We start from the raw sequence: 23,170 nt of genomic DNA on the forward strand, positions 1-23,170 counted from the left end.
AAAGACCGCCTTCGGGCGGTTTTTTTTCGCCATGCAAAAGCGGCGCAAGGGCGGCAGGCGCCCGCGCGGGGTCGGCTCAGGCGCGCTCGAGGCGATGCACGTCCTGCTTGCGAAAGCGAAAGCGCATGGCCCGGGTGCCGTTGCGCATGGTCTCGCTTGTATACGTGGTGCAGCCGAACAGCGGGATGGCCAGGTCCACGGTCGTGGTGATCGGCGCGCCGCCGTCGGCCGGATGCAGGGTCACGCGGTCGCCCGCGCGGATATCGCGGGGCAGGGTGCGCTGCACGCTGGCCGGGGCCTGGAGCAGCTGGTTGGGAAAGATGTTCTTCAAGTTCAAGGTAATGCCTATGAGTGGTCGGGACGATGCCGGACAGGCGCGCTGGCCCGCCGTGCGTGCGTCGATTCGTGAGTCCGCCCGCGGGCGCGCACAAGGGCGGCTGGCGTGGCAGGCGTATCGGGAAAGCACGGCTCGCGCCGGGGCGAGCCGTGCAAAAAGGGCTGGGCGGGCGGCGGTGAAGTTCTGCGTTGAAGTTCTAGTTATGCCGCAAGCCTGGACCCGCGCCTCGTGCCGCAATGGGCAAGAAGATCCGCCACTCTACCTTTGTTGACCATTTTTGTCAACTATTTCGCCGCGGCGCCTCCCGGCGCGGCCTGCTGCGCCGCCCGCGCCAGCGCGCCGCAGAACACCTCGGCGCCCAGCATGATGTGGCGCTCGGCGGTGTCCTCCACCGGCGTATGGCTGCGCCCGCCTATGCTGGGGATGAACAGCATCGCCGTGGGCACGCGGCGGGCCAGCACCATCGCGTCGTGGATGGCGCCGCTGGGCAGGGCCAGGCTGCGCGCGCCGGCCTGCCGGGCCTGGGCCTGCAGGTGGGCCTGCAGCGCCGGATCCATGCGGGCCGGGGCCAGCGCGTTCTGGCGCGTGGCGGCCACGCTTACGCCGCGCTGGCCGTCGCGCAGCGAGACGCACTCGTGCAGGGCCTGCGCCAGGCGTTCGAGCACCTCGGGCGAGAGGTCGCGGAACTCCACCGTCAGCGTGGCCGAGCGGGCCACGACGTTGGCGACCCCCGGTTGCAGGGCCAGCGCGCCGAAGTTCCAGACGCTGTCCGGGCCGCCCGCGCGCCGCAGGGCCGCCTCGCAGGCCAGCGCGAACTCGAAGGCGGCCAGCGCCGCGTCCTTGCGCACCGCCATGGGCGTGGTGCCGGCGTGGTCGGCCCGTCCGCCGAACTGCACCAGATAACGCTGCATGCCGGCGATGCCGGTGACGATGCCCACGTCCAGGCCGCCGTCGTCCAGCCTGGGGCCCTGTTCGATGTGCGCCTCCAGGTAGGCCAGGTGGCGGGCCGGCTCCAGCCGCGCCAGGCCCTGGGCCGGCAGGCCGGCGGCGGCCGCCGCCTCGGCCAGAGTGGCGCCGCCGTATTGCAGCCGGCCGGGGTCGATGCCGTCCAGGGCCTCGCAGAAGCTGCGGCTGCCCAGGCAGCTCAGGTAGCGCCCTTCCTCGTCCGAGAAGGCGATGACGTCTATGCCGACGGGCGCATGGGGCTGTTGCGCGCGCCAGGCGCGCGCGGCCTCCAGGCCATAGACCACGCCCAGCGCGCCATCCAGCCAGCCGCCGTTGGGCACGCTGTCCGAATGCGAGCCCACCAGCAGCGCATGGCGCACGCCGGGCGTGCGGCCGTAGACGTTGCCTACCGCGTCGATGTCCGCCTCCAGCCCCGCCTCGCGCATCTGTCCGGCCAGCCAGCGGCGCGCGGCCATGTCCTCGGGGCTCAGGGCGGGGCGGCTGACGCCCTTGCCCTGCGCGCCGAAGCGGGCCAGCGCGCGCAGGGTGGCCAGGACGCGTCGTGGATCGATGTGCACTTGCATGGGCTAGCGCTGGCCCTGTTCCAGCTTCTTCTGCGCCATGCCGGCCATGAAGTAGGTGATGGCATAGACGATGACCCGGTACATCACCGCCGAGCCGGGCGGGATGCACAGGAAGGACAGGCCCGCGCAGCCCTTGCGGCCCACCTCGTAGGCGATGCGGATGGCCTCGTAGTCGGTCATGCCGATGGGCTCGGCCAGCTCGCCCAGCAGGTCGCCCTCGGTGGGGCCGGCCCCGCCCAGCACGTCCATGTCGAAGTGCGCGTAGACCGCCTCGGTGCCCTGGTAGGCCTGGTCCAGGTTGCGCACCACGCCTTCGATGCCCAGCTCGGTGCGGATCTTCCACATGGGCATGAAGCAGCAGCCTTCGCGCAGGAAGCGGCGCACCACCGACGGGTCTTCGAGCATGCCGCGCTCGCCGATCTCCACCAGGTTCCTGATGGCGTAGTTCGGGCAGTCGCGAAACAGCTTGTCCTTCCAGTTGGTCGAGCCGGCGATGTGGTCGTTCTTGGTGGCCCAGTCGTAGGGCCAGCAGTCCCAATGGGTATCCAGGCTGACCATGCCCAGCGGGCCGGGAATGTGTTGGGCGATGGGCCGGCCCACCGCGTACGAGGCGCAGGGCGAGTTCTGGCCGATGACGATGGGCACGGCGCCGGCGGCCAGGGCCTGCTTGACCTTGCGCTCGACGCCTTCCTGCGCTTCGAGGATGCGCTCGACCGTGCCCTCGTAGCTGGCCTCGATGGGGATGTCCACGTCGCCGTAGTCCACCACCTTCAGGTGCTCGAAGATGTCGATGTCCATGTCCTGGACATAGCCGCCGCGGTAGCGGATGGACTGCTGGCGCACGCGGGTGGTGGCGGCCAGCCATTCGGCCTTGTCCACCCCGCTGTACTTCTTGCCCCAGCCGGCGGCAAAGGGCGAGCCGATGATGACGACGTCCGCGCCCTGGATGTCGTCCTCGTTGATGGCGTAGGGCACGCCCAGAAAGGTGGGCATGTCCTCGCGGATGCGCGGGAAGTGCACGTTGCGCCAGTGCTTGCCGGCCAGCGTCTGTTCCCAGGTCGGATAATGCGGCATGGTTGCTCCTGAAATCGGATAAGGGCGTTTACTGGGCGGTCTTCGGGAATTCGCGCAGGTTGGGCTGGTCGACGTAGCGTCCGCCTTGCAGGTACTTGCCCACCAGCGCGTCCCACTGGCCCGAGATCAGCAGGTTCTCCAGGCCGATGTCCAGCACCGACTTGAGCTCGGTGTTGCCTTTCTTGACGGTCCAGGCGATGGGCAGGAAGAACACCGGGTCCTTGTCGAACAGCATCTTGGTGGTGGGTTGCTGCGCCACGAATTGCGAGGCCGTGAAGGCGTCCTCGAAGCTGGCGTCGGCGCGGCCGGCGGCCACTTCCATGAAGCCTGCGGTCAGGTTGCCTCCGCCCAGCGAGGTCAGCCTGGCGTTGGGCAGGGTGCGGCGCACGAAGTCCTCGGCGGCCGTGCCCTGCACCACGGCGATGCGCACGTCGGGCTTGTTCATGTCGGCCAGGCTGGAGAATCGTTCGTCGTCCTTGCCCACCACGGCCACGCTGCCCAGGTACAGCAGCGGGCGCGTGAAGTCCACCGCCATGGCGCGCCTGACGGTGGCGAAGGTCGCCGCGATGGACATGTCGAACTGGTTCGATTGCAGGCCGGCCACGAAGTTGGCCCAGGTGGTCTCGATGAAGACGGGCTTGACGCCCATCTGCTCGGCGATGGCCCGCGCGGCATCGACGTAAAAGCCCGTGACCTCGCCGCTGCGCGGGTCCTTGGCCGTGCCCGGGGGCGAGGGCACGTAGCCGATGCGCAGTTCGCCGCGGCGCTGGATCTGCTCGATTTCACCGGCGGCCTTGGCGGGCGCGGCGGCGGTCAGGGCCATGAGTGCGGCCGTGCCCAGCGCGGCCAGAAAAGCAAAGCGTTTTTTCATGATGGTTCCGTAAGCGGGGTGAGTGAAAGCGAGCCACGCGCTTGGCGTGACGGTGGGGCCGTCCTTTGGCGGGGACGGGAAAATCTAGGCCAGCACGCGCGACAGGAAGGCGCGCGTGCGCGGGTTCTGCGGCGCGGTGAACAGCTGCGCGGGCGGGGCTTCCTCGACGATGTAGCCGCCTTCCATGAACACCACGCGGCTGGCCACGTCGCGCGCGAAGCTCATCTCGTGCGTGACGATGACCATGGTCATGCCGGCCTGGGCCAGCTCGCGCATGGCGGCAAGCACCTCGCCCACCAGCTCCGGGTCCAGCGCCGAGGTCGGCTCGTCGAACAGCATCAGCCGCGGCTGCATGGCCAGCGCCCGCGCGATGGCCGCGCGCTGCTGCTGGCCGCCCGACAGGCGCGTGGGCTTGACGTCGCGCTTGTCCGACAGGCCCACCTGCGCGAGCAGCCGCTCGGCGCGTTCGCGAGCCTGCTCGCGCGGCACCTTCAGCACCTGCACCGGCCCTTCCATGACGTTCTGCAGGATCGTCATGTGCGGGAACAGGTTGAAGTTCTGGAACACCATGCCCATCTGCGCGCGCAGGCGGTTGGTCTGGCGCTCGCCAGCCGGGCGCCGCAGCCCGCCGCTCTCCTGGTAGCCCACCAGCTGCCCGTCAAAGCGCACCTCGCCGGCGTCGTAGGGCTCCAGGAAGTTGATGCACTTGAGCAGCGTGCTCTTGCCCGAGCCGCTGGGGCCGATCACCGCCACCACGTCGCGCGGCTGCACCGACAGGTTGATGTCGCGCAGCACGGACAGGCTGCCGTACGATTTGCTCAGGTTCTTGATATCGAGCATTTTTTTCCCCTTGTTCTTCGATGCTGCTCAGGCGTGGCGCTGCACGCGCCGCTCCAGCCGGCGCGAAAGCCAGATCCAGGGGAACGTGATCGCAAAGAACACCAGGGCCAGGAAGGTGTAGATCTCCAGCGGCCGGTAGGTCGCGGCGATCAGGTTGTTGGACTCCTGCAGCAGTTCGTACACGGCGATCATCGAGCCCAGCGTCGAGAGCTTCATCAGGTTGGCGAATTCGTTGATGAAGGGCGGAATCATCTTCTGCGCGGCCTGCGGCAGGATGATGCGTCGCAGCGCCAGCACATAGGACATGCCCAGCGAACGCGCCGCCATGGCCTGGCCCTTGTCCACCGCGTTGATGCCCGCGCGCACGATCTCGGCCACGTAGGCGCCCGAATGGATGCCCAGCGCGATGATGACCGTGGTCTTGGCCTCCAGCTGCACGCCCAGCAGGATGGGCAGGCAGTAGTAGATCCAGACGATCTGCACCAGCGCCGGCGTGGCGCGGATGAACTCGACGTAGACCGAGGCGGGCGCGCGCAGCCACCAAAGGCGCGCCTCGCGCAAGATGCCCATCGGCAGGCCGATGAGCACGCCCAGCAGCGTGGCGCCCAGCGTGATCTGCAGCGTCACGATGGCGCCGCGCATGAACACCGGCCAGTACTCGGCGATGATGTGGAACTGCCAGTTGTATCCCATTGGATTCCCCTTGTTTGCCGTGCCTTCTCCGCCTGGCGGGGGCACTGTGTCGGTCAGGCCGGCGCGCGCGGCGTGGTTGGCTGCGGCCTCCTAGAAGGTGGCGGGTGTGTTGACCCAGTAGATCCGGACTTCCTCGGCGCCGGCGTTCTCGTAGCCGTGCGGCGTCTGGCTCGGGAAATGGAAGGCGTCGCCGGCCTGCAGGGTGTGCGTCTCGCTGCCCAGGGTCAGCCTTACCGTGCCTTGCAGCACATAGCCCACTTCCTCGCCCAGGTGCTCGATCAGCCCGTCGCTGCGTCCGCCCGGCGGGATGATGTGGATATGGGCCTGCAGCAGCGAGCCGCGCTGGGCGTTGTCCAGCCGTTCGAGCTGCACGCCGCCGGTGGCGCCCTCGAAGGACGACACCAGGCGCGTGCCCCGGCGCAGGACGGGCCCGCCGGCGGGCTGCTCGCCGATCAGGTACGAGACGTTGGTCTCCAGCGCGCCGGCCAGGCGGTGCAGCATGGCCAGCGAAGGCGTGACCAGGCCGCGCTCGACCTTGGAGACCTGGCTTTCCGAGCAGCCGGCCTTCTCGGCACAGGCCTTGAGCGTGAGCTTGCGCGCCAGCCGGGCGTGCTTGATGCGCGTGCCCAGTTCCAGCGCGTTGGCGTTGGCGTCGGCGGCCATGGCCAGGCCGGCGGGCAGGGCGGCGGTCATGGCCGTCCCGCCCGCCGGGGCGGATCGAAGCAGGGCAAGTGCATGGTCTTTCCCGTTAATCAAGAAACTTGATTATTGGGCATGAAGCTGTATTGAGGCATTGGGGTAAACCCGGACTTCGAAAAACAGGCGGGGATGGCTAGAGGGACTGCGACAGCTCGCGGGTGATGGCTTGCGCGCAGCGCAGCAGCGGCGCGACCAGTTCGCGCTTGACGCGCGGGGCGTCCCAGCGCGGCACGGGCACGGCGATATTGACCGCCCCCACCGGCTCGCGCCGGCCGTTGTAGACCGGCGCGGCCACCGAAATGTCGCCGATGAAGGCTTCCTGGTCGTTGATGACGTAGCCCTGGGCGCGCCATTGCCGCATCAGCTTGCGCAGGGTTTCGGCGTCGGTGACGGTATGTTCGGTCATGGCCTGGCGCGGTCCGGCCAGGATGGCCTCGGCCTGCTCGGCCGGCAGCTGCGCCATGATGGCGCGGCCTGCCGCGGTGCAGAAGGCCGGCAGCCGCGACCCCACGTGCAGGTTGACGCTGACCGGGTGCACGCTGGCATAGCGCAGCACGTAGACGATCTCCAACCCTTCGAGCTCCATCAGGTTGACGGTCTCGCTGGTGGCGCGGTTCAGCGCCTCCAGGTGGGGCTGGGCGATCTCGCGCACCGGGTCGGTCGAAAGCACGGTGTGGCCGAATTCCAGCATCCTGGACGAAAGCGCATAGGCCCGCGTTTGCGGATGCTGGCGCAGGTAGCCCAGCTGGCGCAGGGTGTGGGTCAGGCGCTGCACCGCGCTTTTTTCCAGCCCGGACATCTGCGCCAGCTCGGTCAGCGTCAGCGGCCGCTGCGCCTGGTTCAGGCATTCGAGCAGGTGAAAGCACTTGCCCACCGAAAGCACGAAAAGCTTGTCCGCCGCCGCGCCGCCGGGCGGGGCGGGCAGGGCGGGGTCATCGGTGGCTGCGGCGGGCTTCATGGCCCGCTATTTGACCAGATTCCCGTAAAGGTCCGGGCGCCGGTCGCGCCACCACGGAAAGCCCACGCGCGCCCGGCCCACTTCGTCCAGGTCCGCCACGTGCACCAGCAGGGCGTTTTCCTCCCCGGCCAGGCGGGCGGCGATCATGCCATGGGGATCGACCGCCATGCTGTGGCCCAGGTGATGGCGCGGGCCTTCGATGCCGGCGCGGTTGCACGCCAGCACATAGGCGCCGTTCTCGTAGGCGCGCGCCCGCGGCGGCACTTCCCAGATCGAGGCGCGCCGCTGCGGGTCGCTGTAGGTCGAAAAGGAGATGGGCATCACCAGCACCTCGGCGCCCTGCAAGGCCAGCGCGCGGCTGCCCTCGGGGTACAGCCTGTCGTTGCAGATCTGGATGCCGATGCGCGTGCCGCACAGGTCGAACACCGGCAGGCCGCGTCCCGGCGAGAAGTAGAACTTCTCGTAGCTGCCCGTGCCGCCGGGCTTGTCGTTGGGAAAATAGGCCGGGATGTGGGTCTTGCGGTAGATGCCCAGCACCTGCCCGCGCGCATCGCTGACCAGCGCCGAGTTGTAGTAGCCGTCGTCGGCGCGCTCGGCCAGCGGCAGCACCAGCGCCGTGCCGCGCGAGGCGGCGTGCCCGACCAGGCGCAGCACGCGCGGGTCGTCGGCGCGCATGAAGTGGCGGTCGAAGTCCGCCTGCAGGCTATTGGCGAAAAAGGGCGCCAGGAACAGCTCCGGAAAGGCCAGCAGCTCGACGCCCTGGCCGTGGGCCTGGTCGATCAGGGCCGCCGCGGTATCGAACATGGCGGCCGAGCCGTCCTGGACGCTGCCGGTCTGCGCGGCCGCCATGCAAAGCGTGCGTGTCATGGCGGGCTCCTTCAGTGCCAGATCTGGCCGAAGGCGCGCAGGAAGTTGCCGCCGGCGATGCCGTCGACCTCGGCGGCCGAGAAGCCGGCGCGCTCTAGCGCCTGCAGGATCAGCGGAAACTGGCGCGGCGTGGGCGTGTCGCCCGGGTAGCGGTCGGCCAGCCGGTTGCCGAAGGCATTGATGAACACCCCCGCCGGGCCGGGATAGTTGCGGCTCAGGTTCAGGATGGCCTCGACCTGGGCCGGGTCCTGCACGCAGGCGAAATCGGTGCCGATGCCGATGTGCTCGACACCGACCAGGTCGGCGATGTAGCGCGCGTGGCGCACGAAGTTCTCCAGCGTGGGCGGATGCTTGGGGTCGCCGTCCCAGTTCAGGAAGCCGTGGATGCTCACGCCGATGACCCCGCCGGTGGCGGCCACCGCGCGGATCGACTCGTCGGTCTTGTTGCGCACCCGCATGTCCACCGCCTTGGCGTTGGCGTGGGTCAGCAGCACCGGCTTGTCCGACAGGGCGGCGGCTTCCTGCACCGTGGCTTCCGAGCAGTGGCTCAGGTCGATGGCCACGCCCACCCGGTTCAGCTCCTTGACCACCTCGCGGCCGAAATCGGTCAGGCCGGCGCCGCGCGTCTCGCCGCAGCCGTCGGCCACCAGGTTGGCCTCGTTGTAGGTCAGCTGCGCCACGCGCAGGCCCATGGCGTGGAAGGCGCGGATGCGCTGGATGTTCGACTCCAGCGGCAGCAGGTTCTGCCAGCCCATGATCAGGCCCGTCTTGCCCTCGGCCTGGGCCGCGGGTATGTCCTCGGCCCGGCGCACCAGGCGCCAGCCGGCCGCCGGATCGTCCACCGCGGCCAGCCAGCGCGCCATGGCGTCGAAGGCCGGCACCATGCCTTGCAGGTAGGGCGCGACGGTGACGTTGGCGGCGGTGACCCCGCCGGTCTTGAGCGGTTCGGCGATGCCATCGCCGTGAAACACCAGTGCGTCGATGACGATGCGTTGGGTGGAGCCCATGTTTTCCCCTTGATCCGTAGGTGGTTGAGGCAGCGGCGCCGCGGACGGCGCGCGAACAGTTATTGCTATCCAATAACGACTATTGCTTTGCAATAGGTTAAGGGATAACTTTGTTCCGGGCAATGCCGCGGGGCATCCTGGATCCGCGGCGGTCCGACACTGACAAGGGGAATATCGCCATGAAGAAAACCTTCGCCATACTGGGGCTGCTTGCCTCGTTCTGCGCGCTGGCGCCGGCCGCCGCGCAAAGCTATCCCACCCGGCCCATCACCCTGGTGGTGGCCTATCCGCCCGGCGGCAGCACCGACACCGCGGCGCGGCTGCTGGCCGAGCGCATGGGCCGCGAGCTGGGCCAGAGCGTGGTGGTCGAGAACCGGCCCGGCGCCGGCGGCGTGATCGGCGCCTCGGGCGTGGCCAAGGCCCGGCCGGACGGCTATACGCTGCTGTTCGCCGCCTCGCCCGAGCTGTCCATTGCCGGGCTGACCAACAAGAACCTGCCCTACGACCCGGCCAAGGACTTCGCGCCGATCTCCACGGTCGGCCAGGTGCCCTTCATCCTGGTGGCCAATACGGGCTTCGCGCCCAATAACGTCAAGGAACTGATCGACCATGCCAAGGCCAATCCGGGCAAGGTCAATTTCTCGTCCTTCGGCAACAACACCTCCAATCACCTGGGCGGCGAGCTGTTCAACGCGCAGGCCGGCATCAAGATGACGCACATTCCCTACCGGGGCAGCGCGCCGTCGCTGGCCGACCTGATGGGCGGGCAGGTGCAGGTCACCTTCGATACCGTCACCGCGGTGCTGCCGCTCATCCAGGGCGGCAAGGTCAAGGCGCTGGGCGTGGCGACCGCCGAGCGCTCGCCGCTGGTGCCCGATCTGCCCACCATCTCGGAAAGCGGCCTGCCGGGCTTTACCGGCGGCACCTGGTTCGCCCTGCTGGCCCCGGCCGGCGCGCCGCAGGACGTCGTCGCGCGCCTGTCCGAAACGGTGCAGGGCATACTCAAGTCCGAGGAGATCGCCCAGCAGTTCGCCACCCGCGGCATCCAGCCCAGCCCGTCCACGCCCGAGGGCCTGCGGACCTTCCTGGCCAGCGAAATCGCGAAATGGTCGGCTGCCGCCGACAAGATCGGCTTGAAGGCGGAATAGGCATGCAGCAGCAAGGCAAGGGCCCGGTCGCGATCATCGGCGCGGGCATCGTGGGCTTGTGCACCGCCCACGCGCTGCGGCGCGCCGGGCATGCCGTCACGCTCTTCGATCCCGAGGCGCCGGGTTCGCCGGCGCAATGTTCCTACGGCAACGCCGGCGCCCTGTCCTCGCGCTCGGTCGCGCCCCTGGCCATGCCGGGGGTGCTGCGCAGCGCCTTGCCCATGCTGCTCGATGCGCGCAGCCCCCTGCACATTCCGCCGCGCTACTGGCTGCGCGCCGCGCCCTGGCTGGCGCGCTTCGCGGCGGCGGCGCGACCGGCGCGCGTGGCCGCCATCGCCCGCGCCCTGGACGAACTGCTGGCCGGATCGGTGCCGGCGCACGCGGCGCTGGCGCGCGAAGTGGGCGTGCCCGAGCTGGTGCGCGGCGGCGGGCAGCTGCACGTGTATCCCGACGCGCGGGCCTATGCCGCCGACGCGGCCTCCTGGGCGCTCAAGCGGCGCCACGGCCTGCGCGCCGAGCCCGTGGACGCGCAGGCCATCCGCGAGCTGGAGCCCGAGGTCGGCCGGCGCTACACCACGGGCGTGCTGCTGCCCGACGAGGGCTGGCTGGCCAATCCGGGGCGCTATGCCCAGGCCATCGCCGCGGCGCTGCGCGGGCAAGGCGTGCAGATCGTGCCGGTGCGCATCCAGGCCCTGCGCCAGGATGCGCAAGGCTGGTCGCTGGCCGCGGCCGGACGGTCATGGCCGGCGCGGCAGGTGGTGGTGTGCGCCGGCGCCTGGTCGCGCGCGCTGCTGGCGCCGCTGGGGCACGAGGTGCCGCTGGAGAGCCAGCGCGGCTACCACCTGCAGGCCCCGGACGCCGGCGTGGCGCTCTCGCGCCTGGTGGTGCTGGGCGATCGCAAGGTCTATCTCATGCCCGGCGAGCAGGGCCTGCGCATCGCCGGCACGGTCGAGTTCGGCGGGCTGGCGCGCGCGCCCAACCGGCGCCGGGCCATGCTGCTGGCCGGCCACGCGCGGGCCGCGCTGGCCCATGCGCGGCTGGATGGCGCGCAGATGTGGATGGGCCATCGGCCCTGCCTGCCCGATTCCCTGCCGGTCATCGGCGCCGTGCCCGGGCTGCCCGGGCTGTGGTGCGCCTTCGGCCACGGTCACCTGGGCCTGACCGGCTCGGTGAACACCGGCGCGCTGATCGCCCGGGCCATGGCCGGCCATGCGGCGCCGCAGGAGCTGGCGCCGTTTGCTATCGGCCGGTTCGCCTGACCCGCGCCGCGGGCGCCGGCGCGGGCGCCAGCGCCGCCAGCGCGGCGCCGGCCGCGCCTTCGAGCAGCGCCCGGTCGGGCCGCACGCGCGCCAGCACGCGCAGGCCCATCAGCACGCTGAGCAGGTGCCGCGCAAGGTCTTGCGCGGGCTGGCGGCTGTCGATGGCGCCCTGGGCCTGGCCCGCCTGCACGCAGGACAGGAAGAACGCCTCGATGCGGGCCAGCTCGTCGGCCACGGCCGCCTGCAGGGCCGGATCGCGCGGCGCCGCGCCCAGCGCCGCGTTCACCAGCATGCAGCCCTTGCGGTCGCGGTCTTGCAGCGAGCGCCTGAGGATGTCGTCGAAGAACGCGCCGATGGCCTGGACGGGCGGCAGCTTCGCGCAGCGGCCGATGCGTGCGGCGATGGTGCCTTGCACGTAGTGCGCGAGCGCCCGCTCGTACAGCGCGCGCTTGCCGCCGAAGGCGTTGTACAGGCTGGCGCCGGCGATGCCGGTGCAGTCGATCAGGTCGCGCACCGAGGTCGCCTCGTAGCCCTTGTGCCAGAAGCATTGCATGGCCGCCTCCAGCACGGCCTGCTCGTCGAACTCTCTCGGTCGCCCCATATTCCTGTTCCGCCGCGCCGGCGCGGCGGCCCGGCTTGCCACTTCCGTGGCCGTCCCGCTATTCTAGAACAGTTGAACTAAAAAAACGCCGCGCCTTCGGCTTGCCGTCCACCAGGAGAAAGGCATGATCCGCTTCTATTTCCATCCCACCCCCAATCCCGCCAAGGTCTCGCTGTTCCTGGAGGAGGCGGGGCTCGACTACGAGGTGGTGCCGGTCGATACCAGCCGTGGCGAGCAGCATGCGCCGGCGTTTCGCGCCATCAACCCCAACGGCAAGGTGCCGGCCATCGTCGATACCGACGGGCCGGCGGGCAAGCCGGCGCGCGTGTTCGACTCCACCGCCATCCTGCTGTACCTGGCCGAGAAAACCGGCAAGTTCCTCGGCAGCCCCGAGGACCGGCCGCAGCTGCTGTCCTGGCTGCTGTTCATCGCCTCGGGCCTGGGGCCGTTCTCGGGGCAGGCGGTGCATTTCCAGTTTGCCGCGCCCGAAGGGCTGGACTATGCGGTCAACCGCTACCGGCGCGAGGCCGAGCGGCACTACCAGGTGCTGAACGACCACCTGGCCGGGCGCCAGTACATCGTCGGCGACACCTATACCATCGCGGACATCTCCGCCTGGGGCTGGCTGGACCGCGCCTCGCGGGTGCTCAAGGGCGCCGGCGATCCGCTGGCGCCGTTTCCGCACCTCAAGCGCCTGTTCGAGACCGTTGACGCCCGCCCGGCCGCGGCCCGGGCGCGCCAGGTGGGCAAGGATCATCCCTTCAAGCGCGTCAACGACGAGGAAACCCGCCGCGCGCTGTTCCCCTCCAACTATCCCCCGGCTTGCTGATCCGCACCGCTACATCGATGGAGAAAACCGACATGGCAGACACGCCCGAATACGTACCGCCCGAGGTCTGGACCTGGCAAAAGCCCAGCGGCGGCGCGTTCGCCAACATCAACCGGCCGGTCGCCGGCCCGACCCACGACAAGGAGCTGCCGGTGGGCCGCCATCCGCTGCAGCTTTATTCGCTGGGTACGCCCAACGGCCAGAAGGTCACCATCCTGCTCGAAGAGCTGCTGGCCCTGGGCCATGCCGGGGCCGAGTACGACGCCTGGCTGATCCGCATCGCCGAGGGCGAGCAGTTCGGCAGCGGCTTCGTGCAGGTCAATCCCAATTCCAAGATCCCGGCGCTGCTGGACCGTTCCGGGCCCGAGCCGGTCAAGGTATTCGAGTCCGGCGCCATCTTGCTGCACCTGGCCGAAAAGTTCGGCGAACTGCTGCCCGGCGCCCAGCCGGACCGCGCGCAATGCCTGTCGTGGCTGTTCTGGCAGATGGGCAGCGCGCCCTACCTGGGCGGCGGCTTCGGGCATTTCTACGCCTACGCGCCCACCAAGATCGAATACGCCATCGACCGCTTCGCCATGGAGGTCAAGCGCCAGCTGGACGTGCTGGACCGGCGCCTGGCCGAGAACGAATACCTGGCCGGCGGGCAGTACACCATCGCCGACATCGCGGTGTTCCCGTGGTACGGCGGGCTGGCCAAGGGCTGGCTGTACGGCGCCGCCCAGTTCCTGTCGGTGCATGAATACCGGCACGTGCAGCGCTGGGCCGACGCCATCCACGCGCGCCCTGCGGTCAGGCGCGGGCTGATGGTCAACCGCACCTGGGGCGATCCGGCCTCGCAGCTGCACGAGCGGCACGACGCGGGGGATTTCGAGACGAAGACGCAGGACAAGGTGCAGGCTGCGGGGGCGTGAAGCCGTCGCGCATCACCGGCCTTGCGGCCGGCGGCTGGTACGCAGGCGAGGCGCCGTCGTAGAGACGCGGATAGAAAATTTCGTACAATAAAATTAATTTTATTGAATGAAATTTTCTGCGCCCATGAACGCCATTGCCGAGGATGTACTGGTAAACCACCTTGTCGCGCTGCAGGCCAGGCCCGTGCCTGCCCCGACGCGGGAACGGCTTGCCCAGGCCTTGATGGACTGGTTCACTGCGGGATGGTCGGGCATGGACATGCCCGGCGCGGCTTGTGTGCGCGAACTGGCCCGGCAGTGCGCCCCCGGTCCGGGCGCGGCCTACGTTTTCGGCGGCGAGGCCGCCACGGGCATGGCGGCCGCTTTTGCCAATGCCGCCATTGCCCACTTGCGCGAAATCGACGACGCGCATCGCGCAGCCATGCTGCATCCGGGCGTCGTGGCCATAACGCCCGTACTGGCCCTGGCTGCGCAGGGGACGCTCACCCAGCGCAGAGCGATCGACGCGATCATCGCAGGGTACGAGGTCGCGCTGCGCCTGGGCGAGGCGCTGGGCACCGGCCATGCGGCCCGGTTCCATGCCACCGCCACGGCGGGCGCGGTGGGCGCGGGGGCGGCCGCCGGCGTGGCCCTGGGGCTGACGCCTGGGCAGCTGCATCACGCCCTGGGCATTGCCGCCACGCAGGCGGCCGGTCTGTGGCAACTGGTCGATGACGGCGCCCATGCCGCAAAATCGCTGCATCCGGCCATGGCCGTGCGCAACGGCCTGACCGCCGCCTACGCGGCGCGGGCCGGCATGCCGGGCGCGCGCGCCTTTGCCACAGGCGCGCGCGGCCTGTACGCCTTGCTAGCGGGCGACGGCCCGCTTGCCGCCCTGGATGGCGAGCTTCAGGCGCCCGAGCGCATCAATACGGCCACCATCAAAGCCTGGCCTTGCTGCGCGCAGTTGTTCACGCCCCTGGACGCCACCCTCGAATTGATGCGCGCGCATGGCATCAGGTCCGGGCAAGTCGCCGCCGTCCAGATCGTGATCTTTCCCCATGCCCTGAAAATCGCTGGCGTGGACTGGCCGGCCAACGCTTCCGAAACGTGTTTCAGCTTGCGCTATGTCGTGGCCAGCCTGTTATTGCACGGCGCATTACGCTTGCAGGACATGCAGGCGCCCCAAGTGGACTGTCCGGCGCTGCGGACGCTGGCCGGCCGGATCACGATCGATACGGACGAATCCTTCCAGCGGGTCTTTCCTCGCAAGCGGCCTTGCCGCGTGACGATCACGCTGCAAGATGGCCGGCAACTGAGCGCGATGCGCGAGTTGCGGCGCGGAGATCCCGAAGAGCCCTACAGTTGGGAGGAACTGAGGGCGCGCATGCGGGCATTTGCCCCTGGCATGGACGATGCGTCCGCCCTCGCCATCGATCGCTGGTGCGCCGGGTTTGCCGACCCGGCGCGCGACGGCGAGCATTGCAGGCCCGCGGCTGGCCTGTTCGGCGGCTGATGCTGGCCGGGTTCTAGACCGGCGCTTGCCAGCCGGCCGGCGGCCGGCAGGAAAAACCCTGCAGCGCCAGCTCCCGGCGCACGACTTCCACCGCTTTCAATTGCGCTTTTTCGTTGTGGCGCGACGCCAGGCCCAATACGACCAGCGATCCGATAAAACTGCCGTCCGCGTCGAACACGGGCAAAGCGACCGAGGCCATTTCCGCGATCCGCTCGGCTCGCGTCATGGCATAGCCTTTTTCGCGGATGAGCCTGGCGTGCGGCGTGTCCTCTCCGCAGAAGAACCGCAGTACATGGGCCGAGGAGCCGCCCGCCTCGAGCGGCAGGCGCGTGCCCACTTCGACGTGATGGCGCACTTCCTTCCAGGTGTTCTCGCGATAAAGGCAGATGCGATCTTCGCCGCTGCGGGTGTAGAGCGCCGCCGTCTCTCCGGTTTCCTGCACCACGTTGCGCAGCACCGGTTGGATGCGCGCGCCCAGGTCGAAGGTGCGCCGGTACAGCATCCCCATGTGCAGCAAGGCGGGCCCCGGCGCATAAACGCCGTTGTCGAAACGATGCAGCAGCCGCGCGCGCACCAGCACGCCGGCCAGGCGCAGCAAGGTGGCCTTGTCCAGCCGGGTGCGTTCTGCCAGCTCGTTCAGGGATAGCCGCAATGCCTGTTCGTCGAAGGATTCGAGAATCGAAAGGCCGCGCTCCAGCACGCCCGCGGGCGGCGTAGGGGATGGTTTGCTTGACACGTGAATCCAAAGCTCCTACATTTTCATTCAATAAAATAAATTTTATCCAATGAAATTCAGCTGGCGGCAACCGTGCCGGCCAGTCACAGGGAGACAAGTATCGCTCAGCCATGGCGGCTTCGCTGTGGCGGGCGGTCGCTGCGAAATCATGGCGGATCCGGATACGACGCTTCTTGCCGCGCTTGCGGCCGTGGTGGGCGATGCCCATGTGCTGGTCGACGATTCGGACAAGGCTCCCTATGTCTCGGACTGGCGGCGCAACTATCCGGGGGCGGCCCTGGCCGTGCTGCGGCCGGCCGATACCGGGCAGGTGTCGCGCGCCGTGGCCTTGTGCGCCGCCGCTGGCGTGCCGGTGGTGCCGCAGGGCGGCAATACCGGGCTGGTGGGCGGCTCCACGCCCGATCACACCGGGCGGGAGGTCGTCCTGAGCCTGGGCCGCATGAACGCGGTGCGGCGGGTCGATCCGCTGGATAACAGCATGACGCTGGAAGCCGGATGCACCGTGCTGGCCGCCCAGCAGGCCGCCGCCGGCCAAGGGCGGCTGTTTCCCTTGTCCTTGGCGTCGGAGGGCAGCGCCACCATCGGCGGCGTCGTTTCGACCAATGCAGGCGGAGAACAGGTCTTGCGCTACGGCAATACGCGTGACCTGACCCTGGGCGTGGAAGCGGTGCTGGCCGATGGCCGCGTACTGGACGCCCTGACTGCGCTGCGCAAGGACAATACCGGCTACGACCTCAAGCAGCTGTTCATCGGCGCCGAAGGCACGCTCGGCGTGGTGACGGCGGCCACCTTCAAGCTATATGCGATGCCGCGCAAGGTCGTGACAGCGTGGGCGGCGCTGGCCGATGCCCAGGCGGCCGTGGCCCTGCTGGCTCGGCTGGCCGAGTCGGTGGGCGAGCGGGTGACCGCCTTCGAGCTGTTGGGCCGTCAGGCCCTGGACCAAGTGCTGGCGCATCCGCTGGCCGGCATGCGCGACCCGTTGCCCGGCGGCTATCCCTGGGCAGTGCTGTTCGACGTGTCGGAGACCTCCGCGTGCATGGATCCCGCGCCGGCGGTCGAAGAAGTCTTGGCGCTGGCGCTGGAAGACGGCCTCGCGCTGGACGCCGCCTTGGCCGCTTCGGGACGCCAGGCGCGCGAATTCTGGGCTTTGCGCGAACATGTCCCGGAAGCGCAGCGCCTGGCCGGGCCTTCGATCAAGCATGACATCTCGGTCCCGGTCTCGCGCATTCCCGACTTCATCGAGCAGGCAGGCGCCGCGCTGGAGCGGCTGATGCCGGGGGTTCGCATCGTGTGCTTCGGGCACGTGGGCGACGGCAACCTGCACTACAACCAGAGTCCGCCCCCGGGCATGCCGGAGCCGGCGTTCCGCAGCCGCGAGCAGGATGTGCACGATGTCGTGCATGGCATCGCCGCACGCATGCACGGATCGATTTCGGCGGAACACGGCATCGGCCGTCTCAAGCAGCAAGCCTTCCTGCGCCACAAGTCGCCGGTCGCGGTCGAACTGATGTCCGGCATCAAGGCGGCGCTGGACCCACGCAATCTCTTGAATCCTGGCCGCGTGCTGCCAGGCCGGAACTAACTATTGATCTCTCTATTGCCAGGAATGTCCATGTCCGTTTCCGTCTTCGATATGCAGTCGCTTCAGCATCTTTGGAGCACCGACGAACTGCGCGCCATTTTTTCCGAGGAGAACCGCATCCAGAAGTGGCTGGATTTCGAAGCCGCGCTGGCCGCCGCACAGGCGGAGTTGGGGATTATTCCCGCCGCGGCGGCGCGGCAGATTGCCGAGCAGGCGCAAGTGCGCAATATCGATATCGGCAAGATGTCGGCCGAAATCCGGCGGATCAAGCACTCGCTGGTTCCCGCGCTCAAGCAATTGCAAGCCTGCTGCAGCAAAGAGAATGGCGAGTGGGTGCATTACGGCGCGACGACCCAGGATGTGGTCGATACCGGCGTCGCGCTGCAGCTCAAGGAGGCGCATGCCGTCATCATGCGCGACCTGCGCGCGGTGAGCGACGAGTTGGCCAGGCTGGCGCGCGAGCATCGCGACACCATCATGGCGGGCCGCACCCATGGCGTGCAGGCCCTGCCCATCACTTTCGGCCATAAGTGCGCCATCTGGCTCGATGAAATCGGCCGTCACCAGCAGCGGCTGGCCGAATGCGAATCGCGGGTCATGGTGGGCATGGTCGCCGGGGCTGTGGGCAGCCAGGCCTCGCTGGGCGAGCGGGCGGCCGAGGTCGAACGCCTTACGCTGCAGCGGCTGGGCCTTGGCGTGCCGCCGATCAGCTGGGCGCCGGCGCGCGACCGCTTCACCGAATATGCGCTGCTGCTTGCCATGGTGGGCGCTACGCTCTCGAAGATCGGCAACGAACTCTTCAACATGCAGCGCAACGAGTTTTCCGAGGTGGAAGAGGCCTTCTCGGAAGGCAAGCTGGGCTCGTCCACCATGCCGCACAAGCGCAATCCGACCTCGGCCGAAAACCTGGCGGGATTGTCGCGGCCGTTGCGCTACAACGCCACGCTGATGCTCGAAGGCATGCTGCAGGAAGGCGAGCGCGACGGCATTGCCTGGAAGATGGAGTGGAAGGCCCTGCCCGAATGCTGCCTGATCGCCGGCGCCATGTTGTTTCAGGCGCGCAACTTGCTGGCCGGCTTGCGGGTGGATGGCGCCGCCATGGCTGCCAACCTCGAGCGCATGCGCGGATACCTGCTGTCCGAGCGCGTGATGCTGGAACTGAGCGAGCGGGTAGGCAAGCAGACTGCCCACGAATGGATCTACGAGGCTTCCATGCACGGCATTTCCCGCAAGCTGGATTTTGCCGAGGCCATGCGCCAGCACGAGGGGCTGGCCAACCTGCTGGGCGAGGAAGAAATCCGCCGGCTAACGGATCCCGCGGGCTATCTGGGTCAATGCGGCGCCTCGGTGGACCGGCTGCTGGCCGCGCAGTAGAACGCCAGTCCCGGGCAGGGCTGACCGTCTTGCCTATTGAATAAATACAAAGAGAGGAGACAAAACCATGATTTCTACACGCGATACGTACGCCGCGCGAGGGTCGCGCCCGCTGTGGGCTGGCGCGCTGTTGGCCGTGGCGGCCATGGCCCTGCCGGTCATGCCTGCCGGCGCCGCGCAGACCGGCTTTCCCGAACGGCCGATTACGCTGGTGGTGGGCTTTCCGCCCGGCGGCGGCGGCGACCTGTACGGCCGCCTGATCGCCACGGCGATGAGCAAGACCTTGAAGCAGACGGTCATCGTCGAGAACAAGCCCGGCGCCGGCGGGAATATCGCGGCCAGCCTGGTCGCCAAGGCGCCGGCCGACGGCTACACCATGTTGCTGGCCATGAGCGGCAACATGGCCGTCTCGCCGGCGCTCAAGCCCCAGACCCTGCCTTATAGGGTGCCTGAGGACTTTGCCCCGATCGGCCTGATCCTCGAAGCGCCGCACGGGCTGTTCGTCGAACCCAAATCGAAGTTCGGCAGCGCCGAAAGCGTGCTTGCCGCGGCCAAGCAGTCGGAGTTGACCTTCGCCTCGACCGGCACCGGTGGCGCAGCCCATATCGGCATGGAAAGAATCAAGGAGCTGGGCGGGCTGAAGCTGCTGCATATCCCGTACAAGGGCTCGGGCCCGGCCATTACCGACCTGATCGGCGGGCAGGTCGACATGTTCTTCGCCACGGCCTCGCCCCTGATGCCCCAGGTGCGGCAAGGCTCGCTCAAGCTTCTTGGCGTATCGGGCGAAAAGCGCAGCCCCAGCCTGCCCGATGTGCCGACCTTCAAGGAGCTGGGCGTGGACATGGCCTTGACGCAGTGGTATGGGCTGGCCGCGCCGGCAGGCACGCCGCAGGAGGTCCTGCAGGTGCTGTCACACCATCTGAGCCTGGCATTGAAAGATCCCGCGGTGCGCGAGACCATCCGCAAGGATGCCGCGATGGAACGCGATCTCCCATTGGAGCAATTCGGCGAGTATCTCGTGCGCGACATTGCCCAGTACCGTACCGTCGCCACGCCGCAACTATTGAAGCAGATCGGCCTGTAGGAGTCGCTTTCATGCTGAACGAACGGGGCCAGACGTTGGCCGACCACCACAAAACCATGCCAATCGAAACCCTGATGTCGGCCGACCAGCTGGCGCGCGCCCTGGCGGGACCGGCGGCGCCGTTGCTCGTCGATTGCAGTTTCGACCTGGCAGATCCGCAGGCTGGCCAGCGTGCGTACGCCCAGGGGCATATTCCGGGTGCGCATTACCTGCACCTGGAAGCGGACTTGAGCGGCCCCGTAACCGACCGCAGCGGCCGCCATCCGCTGCCCGATCGTGCCGGGTTCGCATCCCGCATGGCTGGGCTGGGCGCCCGGCCGGACACGCAAGTGGTGGCTTACGACAACGCGGGCGGCATGTACGCCGCACGCCTGTGGTGGCTGATGCGCTGGCTCGGTCACGGCGCCGTGGCAGTGCTGGACGGCGGCCTGGCGGCGTGGCGCGCGGCGGGTCTGCCGGTGACCGCCGAGCCCGCGCCGGTCCCCCTGCCCGAGCCCGAAGAGTGCTTGCTGCGCGAGTCGCTGGTGCGCACGGTGCAGTACGACACGGTACGCGCCAATCTGCAAACGGGCCGCCTGCTGCTCATCGACGCCCGGGCGCCCGACCGCTTCCGCGGCGAGAACGAGACGCTGGACCCCGTGGGCGGCCATATCCCGGGTGCGCGCAATCGCCTGTTCCGCGACAATCTGGACTCGGCCGGGCGTTTCAAGACGCCGGCCGAATTGCGCCAGGCCTTCGAGGCATTGGCAGACGGCCACGCGCCCACCGAGCTGGTCAGCCAGTGCGGCTCCGGCGTCACCGCCTGCCATAACCTGTTGGCGCTGGAAATCGCCGGCCTGTCCGGCGCGGCCTTGTATCCCGGCTCCTGGAGCGAGTGGTGCCGCCAGCCTGGCGCGCCGATCGCCACCGGCCCGAACCCGTAAAGCCCGATCATGTCGCGTTCTTCGTCACCGCCGGCCCCCATGCGGCCGCATAGCGCCCATTGGGGTGTATTTTCGGCAGCCTGGCGCGAGGGGGCGGTGGCGGTACGCCCGCATCCGGGGGATCCGGATCCCAATCCGCTTATCGAGAACTTCCGCAACGCGATCGACCACCCGGCCCGCGTAACCCAGCCGATGGTGCGGCGCGGCTGGCTGGAAGATGGACCCGGCCCCGATTCGCGCCGCGGGCGCGACGGTTTCGTGCCCATGGCCTGGGGCGAAATCCTGGACCGGATCGCCGCCGAACTGCAGCGCGTGCAGGCGGCCCATGGACCGCAGGCGGTGTTCGGGGGATCGTACGGCTGGTCCAGTGCCGGCAGGTTCCACCATGCGCAAAGCCAGGTGCACCGCTTCCTCAATACTGTGCTGGGCGGTTATGTCCGCTCGGTAAACAGCTACAGCGCAGGTGCCTCGGCCGTGATCCTGCCGCACGTGCTGGGCAGCATGGACGAGGTGGCCCGGCGCAATGTCACTTGGGAACAGATCGTCTCGCATACGGACATCGTGCTGTCTTTCGGCGGCATGGCGCTGAAGAATTCGCGCGTGGCCAGCGGCGGCATCAGCAGGCACGTCGAGCGCGACGCCATGGCAAGCGCTGCGACGCGAGGCTGCCGCTTCATCTCCATCAGCCCCTTGCGCACGGACATGCCCGAGGAGGCGCGCGCGCAATGGGTGCCTGCGGTCCCCGGCACGGATGCGGCGCTGATGCTGGGCCTGCTGTACGTGCTGGTCTCGGAGAACCTGCATGACCGCGGCTTCCTGGCCGATTACTGCGTGGGCTGGGATCGTTTCGAAGCCTATCTGCTGGGGCGGACCGACGGCCAGCCCAAGACGCCGCAATGGGCCTCGGCCATCTGCCAGGTGGCGCCGGAGCTGATCGCCGAGATGGCCCGCGCCCTGCACGGTAAGCGCGTGCTCGTCACCGTTGCGCACTCCCTGCAGCGGGCCGAGCATGGCGAGCAGCCCGTCTGGATGGGGGCGGTGCTGGCCGCCGCGCTTGGCCAGATCGGCTTGCCTGGCGGCGGTTATGCCTATGCACTGGGCACGCTGGCGCATTACGGCAAGCGCAGCAATGCCGTGCCCCTTGCCGCGCTGCCGCAAGGCACCAACGGCGTGCGGGCATTCATCCCGGTCGCACGCATCGCCGACATGCTGCTCGATCCTGGGGGGCAGTTCGACTACAACGGCAAGCGCCATGTCTATCCCGACATCCGGCTGGCCTATTGGGCGGGCGGCAACCCCTTCCATCATCACCAGGACCTGGCCCGCTTGGCCGCGGCTTTCCGGCGTCTGGAAACGTTCATCGTCCACGAGATAGCGTGGACCGCCACCGCCCGCCACGCGGACATCGTGTTGCCGTGCACCATGACGCTGGAGCGCGAGGACATCGGCGCGGCGCCCACCGATCCGCTCATGGTCGCCATGCATCGCATCGTGCCGCCGCACGGCCAGGCTCGCGACGACTACGATATATTCGCCGACCTGGCCGAACGCCTGGGCAAGCGCCAGGACTTCACCGAAGGCCGCAGCAGCGCGCAATGGCTGCGCCATCTGTACGAGCGCACGCGCCTGGCGCTGCTGGACAAGGGGCTGGAGGCGCCGGATTTCGACACGTTCTGGGCGCGCGGCGAACTGGTGCTGCCGCAGCAGGAAGACGACGGCGGCATCTTGCGTGCCTTTCGCAACGACCCGGCCGGCAAGCCGCTGCCCACGCCCAGCGGCAAGGTGCAGGTGTATTCGCCGGTCGTGGCCGGTTTCGGCTATGACGACTGCCCCGGCCATCCGGTCTGGCTGGCGCCGTCGGAGCCTCCCAGCGCGGCTTATCCGCTGTACCTGGTCGCCAACCAGCCGGCCACCCGCCTGCACAGCCAGCTGGACTTCGGTAGCCATAGTGCCGGCAGCAAGCGCCGCGGACGCGAGGTATGCACGCTGCACCCGGCCGACGCGGCCGCCCGCGGCATCGCCGAAGGCGATATCGTCCGCCTTTACAACGGCCGGGGCGCCTGCCTGGCGTGCGCCACCTTGAGCGAATCGGTGATGCGGGGCGTGGTGCAGCTTCCGACCGGCGCGTGGTTCGATCCGATCGATCCGGACGCCGATGCGCCGATGTGCGTGCACGGCAATCCCAACGTGCTGACGCGCGATATCGGCACCTCCTCGTTAGCCCAGGGATGCACCGGCCAGCTGACCGTCGTGCAGGTCGAGCGCCACGATGGCCCCCTGCCGCCAGTCCGTGCCTTTTTGCCGCCTGGCGCGGACGTTCCGCCCTGCCAGTGAGCAGGGCGGGCATGTCCAG

22 protein-coding genes are annotated in these 23,170 nt (G+C 68.8%); 10 read left to right on the forward strand and 12 right to left on the reverse strand.

Annotated features, from left to right (window positions below):
- Positions 1-76: 76 nt before the first annotated feature.
- The 10 genes from V8Z80_RS09345 to V8Z80_RS09390 form a co-directional block, all read right to left on the reverse strand.
- Positions 77-337 carry a hypothetical protein gene (locus tag V8Z80_RS09345; RefSeq protein WP_155194067.1) on the reverse strand — a complete coding sequence of 87 codons (261 nt, stop codon included), beginning with the start codon at positions 335-337 and terminating at the stop codon, positions 77-79.
- Between the two features lie 284 nt (positions 338-621).
- Positions 622-1,866, reverse strand: a complete 1,245-nt coding sequence (locus V8Z80_RS09350; RefSeq protein WP_336061819.1) for a hydantoinase/carbamoylase family amidase — start codon at positions 1,864-1,866, stop codon at positions 622-624.
- Between the two features lie 3 nt (positions 1,867-1,869).
- Positions 1,870-2,940 (reverse strand): arginase family protein, encoded by a 1,071-nt coding sequence (locus tag V8Z80_RS09355; protein WP_155194071.1) that lies wholly within the window; start codon positions 2,938-2,940, stop codon positions 1,870-1,872.
- A 28-nt stretch (positions 2,941-2,968) separates the two neighbouring features.
- Complete coding sequence (locus V8Z80_RS09360; RefSeq protein ID WP_155194073.1) at positions 2,969-3,811, reverse strand: transporter substrate-binding domain-containing protein; 843 nt, start codon at positions 3,809-3,811, stop codon at positions 2,969-2,971.
- A gap of 84 nt (positions 3,812-3,895) precedes the next feature.
- Positions 3,896-4,651 (reverse strand): amino acid ABC transporter ATP-binding protein, encoded by a 756-nt coding sequence (locus tag V8Z80_RS09365; RefSeq protein ID WP_155194074.1) that lies wholly within the window; start codon positions 4,649-4,651, stop codon positions 3,896-3,898.
- 27 nt (positions 4,652-4,678) lie between these two features.
- A complete protein-coding gene (locus tag V8Z80_RS09370; RefSeq protein ID WP_155194076.1) occupies positions 4,679-5,344 on the reverse strand; it encodes an amino acid ABC transporter permease in 666 nt (221 codons plus the stop codon).
- A gap of 90 nt (positions 5,345-5,434) precedes the next feature.
- Positions 5,435-6,037: a cupin domain-containing protein gene (locus tag V8Z80_RS09375; protein WP_336061820.1), complete on the reverse strand. Its 603-nt coding sequence runs from the start codon at positions 6,035-6,037 to the stop codon at positions 5,435-5,437.
- A 139-nt stretch (positions 6,038-6,176) separates the two neighbouring features.
- Positions 6,177-7,001, reverse strand: a complete 825-nt coding sequence (locus V8Z80_RS09380) for an IclR family transcriptional regulator (RefSeq protein WP_155194078.1) — start codon at positions 6,999-7,001, stop codon at positions 6,177-6,179.
- Positions 7,002-7,007: 6 nt separating this feature from the next.
- Positions 7,008-7,868, reverse strand: a complete 861-nt coding sequence (locus tag V8Z80_RS09385) for a carbon-nitrogen hydrolase family protein (RefSeq protein WP_155194080.1) — start codon at positions 7,866-7,868, stop codon at positions 7,008-7,010.
- Between the two features lie 11 nt (positions 7,869-7,879).
- Positions 7,880-8,875, reverse strand: coding sequence for a membrane dipeptidase (locus tag V8Z80_RS09390; protein ID WP_155194082.1), 996 nt, complete (start codon positions 8,873-8,875; stop codon positions 7,880-7,882).
- Between the two features lie 179 nt (positions 8,876-9,054).
- On the opposite strand from V8Z80_RS09390, the gene V8Z80_RS09395 reads away from it, so the two are divergent.
- Together V8Z80_RS09395 and V8Z80_RS09400 are read left to right on the forward strand one after the other, a co-directional pair.
- Entirely contained in the window at positions 9,055-10,023 is a 969-nt protein-coding gene (locus V8Z80_RS09395; protein WP_155194083.1) for a Bug family tripartite tricarboxylate transporter substrate binding protein, read from the forward strand.
- Positions 10,024-10,025: 2 nt separating this feature from the next.
- Positions 10,026-11,282, forward strand: a complete 1,257-nt coding sequence (locus V8Z80_RS09400; RefSeq protein WP_336061821.1) for an NAD(P)/FAD-dependent oxidoreductase — start codon at positions 10,026-10,028, stop codon at positions 11,280-11,282.
- On the opposite strand, the gene V8Z80_RS09405 is transcribed toward V8Z80_RS09400, so the two are convergent.
- The gene (locus tag V8Z80_RS09405) at positions 11,263-11,883 is read right to left on the reverse strand and encodes a TetR/AcrR family transcriptional regulator (RefSeq protein WP_336061822.1); all 621 of its coding nucleotides are present in this window, start codon (positions 11,881-11,883) and stop codon (positions 11,263-11,265) included. The two genes, V8Z80_RS09400 and V8Z80_RS09405, sit on opposite strands and share 20 nt — an antisense overlap.
- A 124-nt stretch (positions 11,884-12,007) precedes the next feature.
- Between V8Z80_RS09405 and V8Z80_RS09410 the strand changes: the two genes are divergently transcribed.
- From V8Z80_RS09410 to V8Z80_RS09420, 3 genes are all read left to right on the forward strand, one after another.
- Positions 12,008-12,712: a glutathione S-transferase family protein gene (locus V8Z80_RS09410; protein ID WP_336061823.1), complete on the forward strand. Its 705-nt coding sequence runs from the start codon at positions 12,008-12,010 to the stop codon at positions 12,710-12,712.
- Positions 12,713-12,744: 32 nt separating this feature from the next.
- On the forward strand, positions 12,745-13,623 hold the full coding sequence (gene yghU / locus V8Z80_RS09415) for a glutathione-dependent disulfide-bond oxidoreductase (RefSeq protein ID WP_336061824.1): 879 nt from the start codon (positions 12,745-12,747) through the stop codon (positions 13,621-13,623).
- 124 nt (positions 13,624-13,747) lie between these two features.
- On the forward strand, positions 13,748-15,118 hold the full coding sequence (locus V8Z80_RS09420) for an MmgE/PrpD family protein (RefSeq protein ID WP_336061825.1): 1,371 nt from the start codon (positions 13,748-13,750) through the stop codon (positions 15,116-15,118).
- A 13-nt stretch (positions 15,119-15,131) separates the two neighbouring features.
- Here the strand turns inward: V8Z80_RS09420 and V8Z80_RS09425 are convergent, their stop codons facing one another.
- On the reverse strand, positions 15,132-15,854 hold the full coding sequence (locus V8Z80_RS09425; protein WP_336061826.1) for an IclR family transcriptional regulator: 723 nt from the start codon (positions 15,852-15,854) through the stop codon (positions 15,132-15,134).
- A 148-nt stretch (positions 15,855-16,002) separates the two neighbouring features.
- Here V8Z80_RS09425 and V8Z80_RS09430 point away from each other — a divergent pair, with 148 nt between their 5' ends.
- From V8Z80_RS09430 to V8Z80_RS09450, 5 genes are all read left to right on the forward strand, one after another.
- Positions 16,003-17,436, forward strand: coding sequence for an FAD-binding oxidoreductase (locus tag V8Z80_RS09430; RefSeq protein ID WP_336061827.1), 1,434 nt, complete (start codon positions 16,003-16,005; stop codon positions 17,434-17,436).
- A gap of 30 nt (positions 17,437-17,466) precedes the next feature.
- On the forward strand, positions 17,467-18,810 hold the full coding sequence (gene purB / locus V8Z80_RS09435) for an adenylosuccinate lyase (protein WP_336061828.1): 1,344 nt from the start codon (positions 17,467-17,469) through the stop codon (positions 18,808-18,810).
- A gap of 67 nt (positions 18,811-18,877) precedes the next feature.
- Positions 18,878-19,894, forward strand: a complete 1,017-nt coding sequence (locus V8Z80_RS09440; protein ID WP_336061829.1) for a Bug family tripartite tricarboxylate transporter substrate binding protein — start codon at positions 18,878-18,880, stop codon at positions 19,892-19,894.
- 11 nt (positions 19,895-19,905) lie between these two features.
- On the forward strand, positions 19,906-20,817 hold the full coding sequence (locus tag V8Z80_RS09445) for a sulfurtransferase (protein ID WP_442951957.1): 912 nt from the start codon (positions 19,906-19,908) through the stop codon (positions 20,815-20,817).
- 39 nt (positions 20,818-20,856) lie between these two features.
- Entirely contained in the window at positions 20,857-23,151 is a 2,295-nt protein-coding gene (locus V8Z80_RS09450) for a molybdopterin guanine dinucleotide-containing S/N-oxide reductase (protein ID WP_336061830.1), read from the forward strand.
- Positions 23,152-23,170: the final 19 nt, after the last annotated feature.

It is taken from the genome of Orrella sp. JC864, from assembly GCF_037026685.1.
Lineage (GTDB): Bacteria > Pseudomonadota > Gammaproteobacteria > Burkholderiales > Burkholderiaceae_B > Orrella.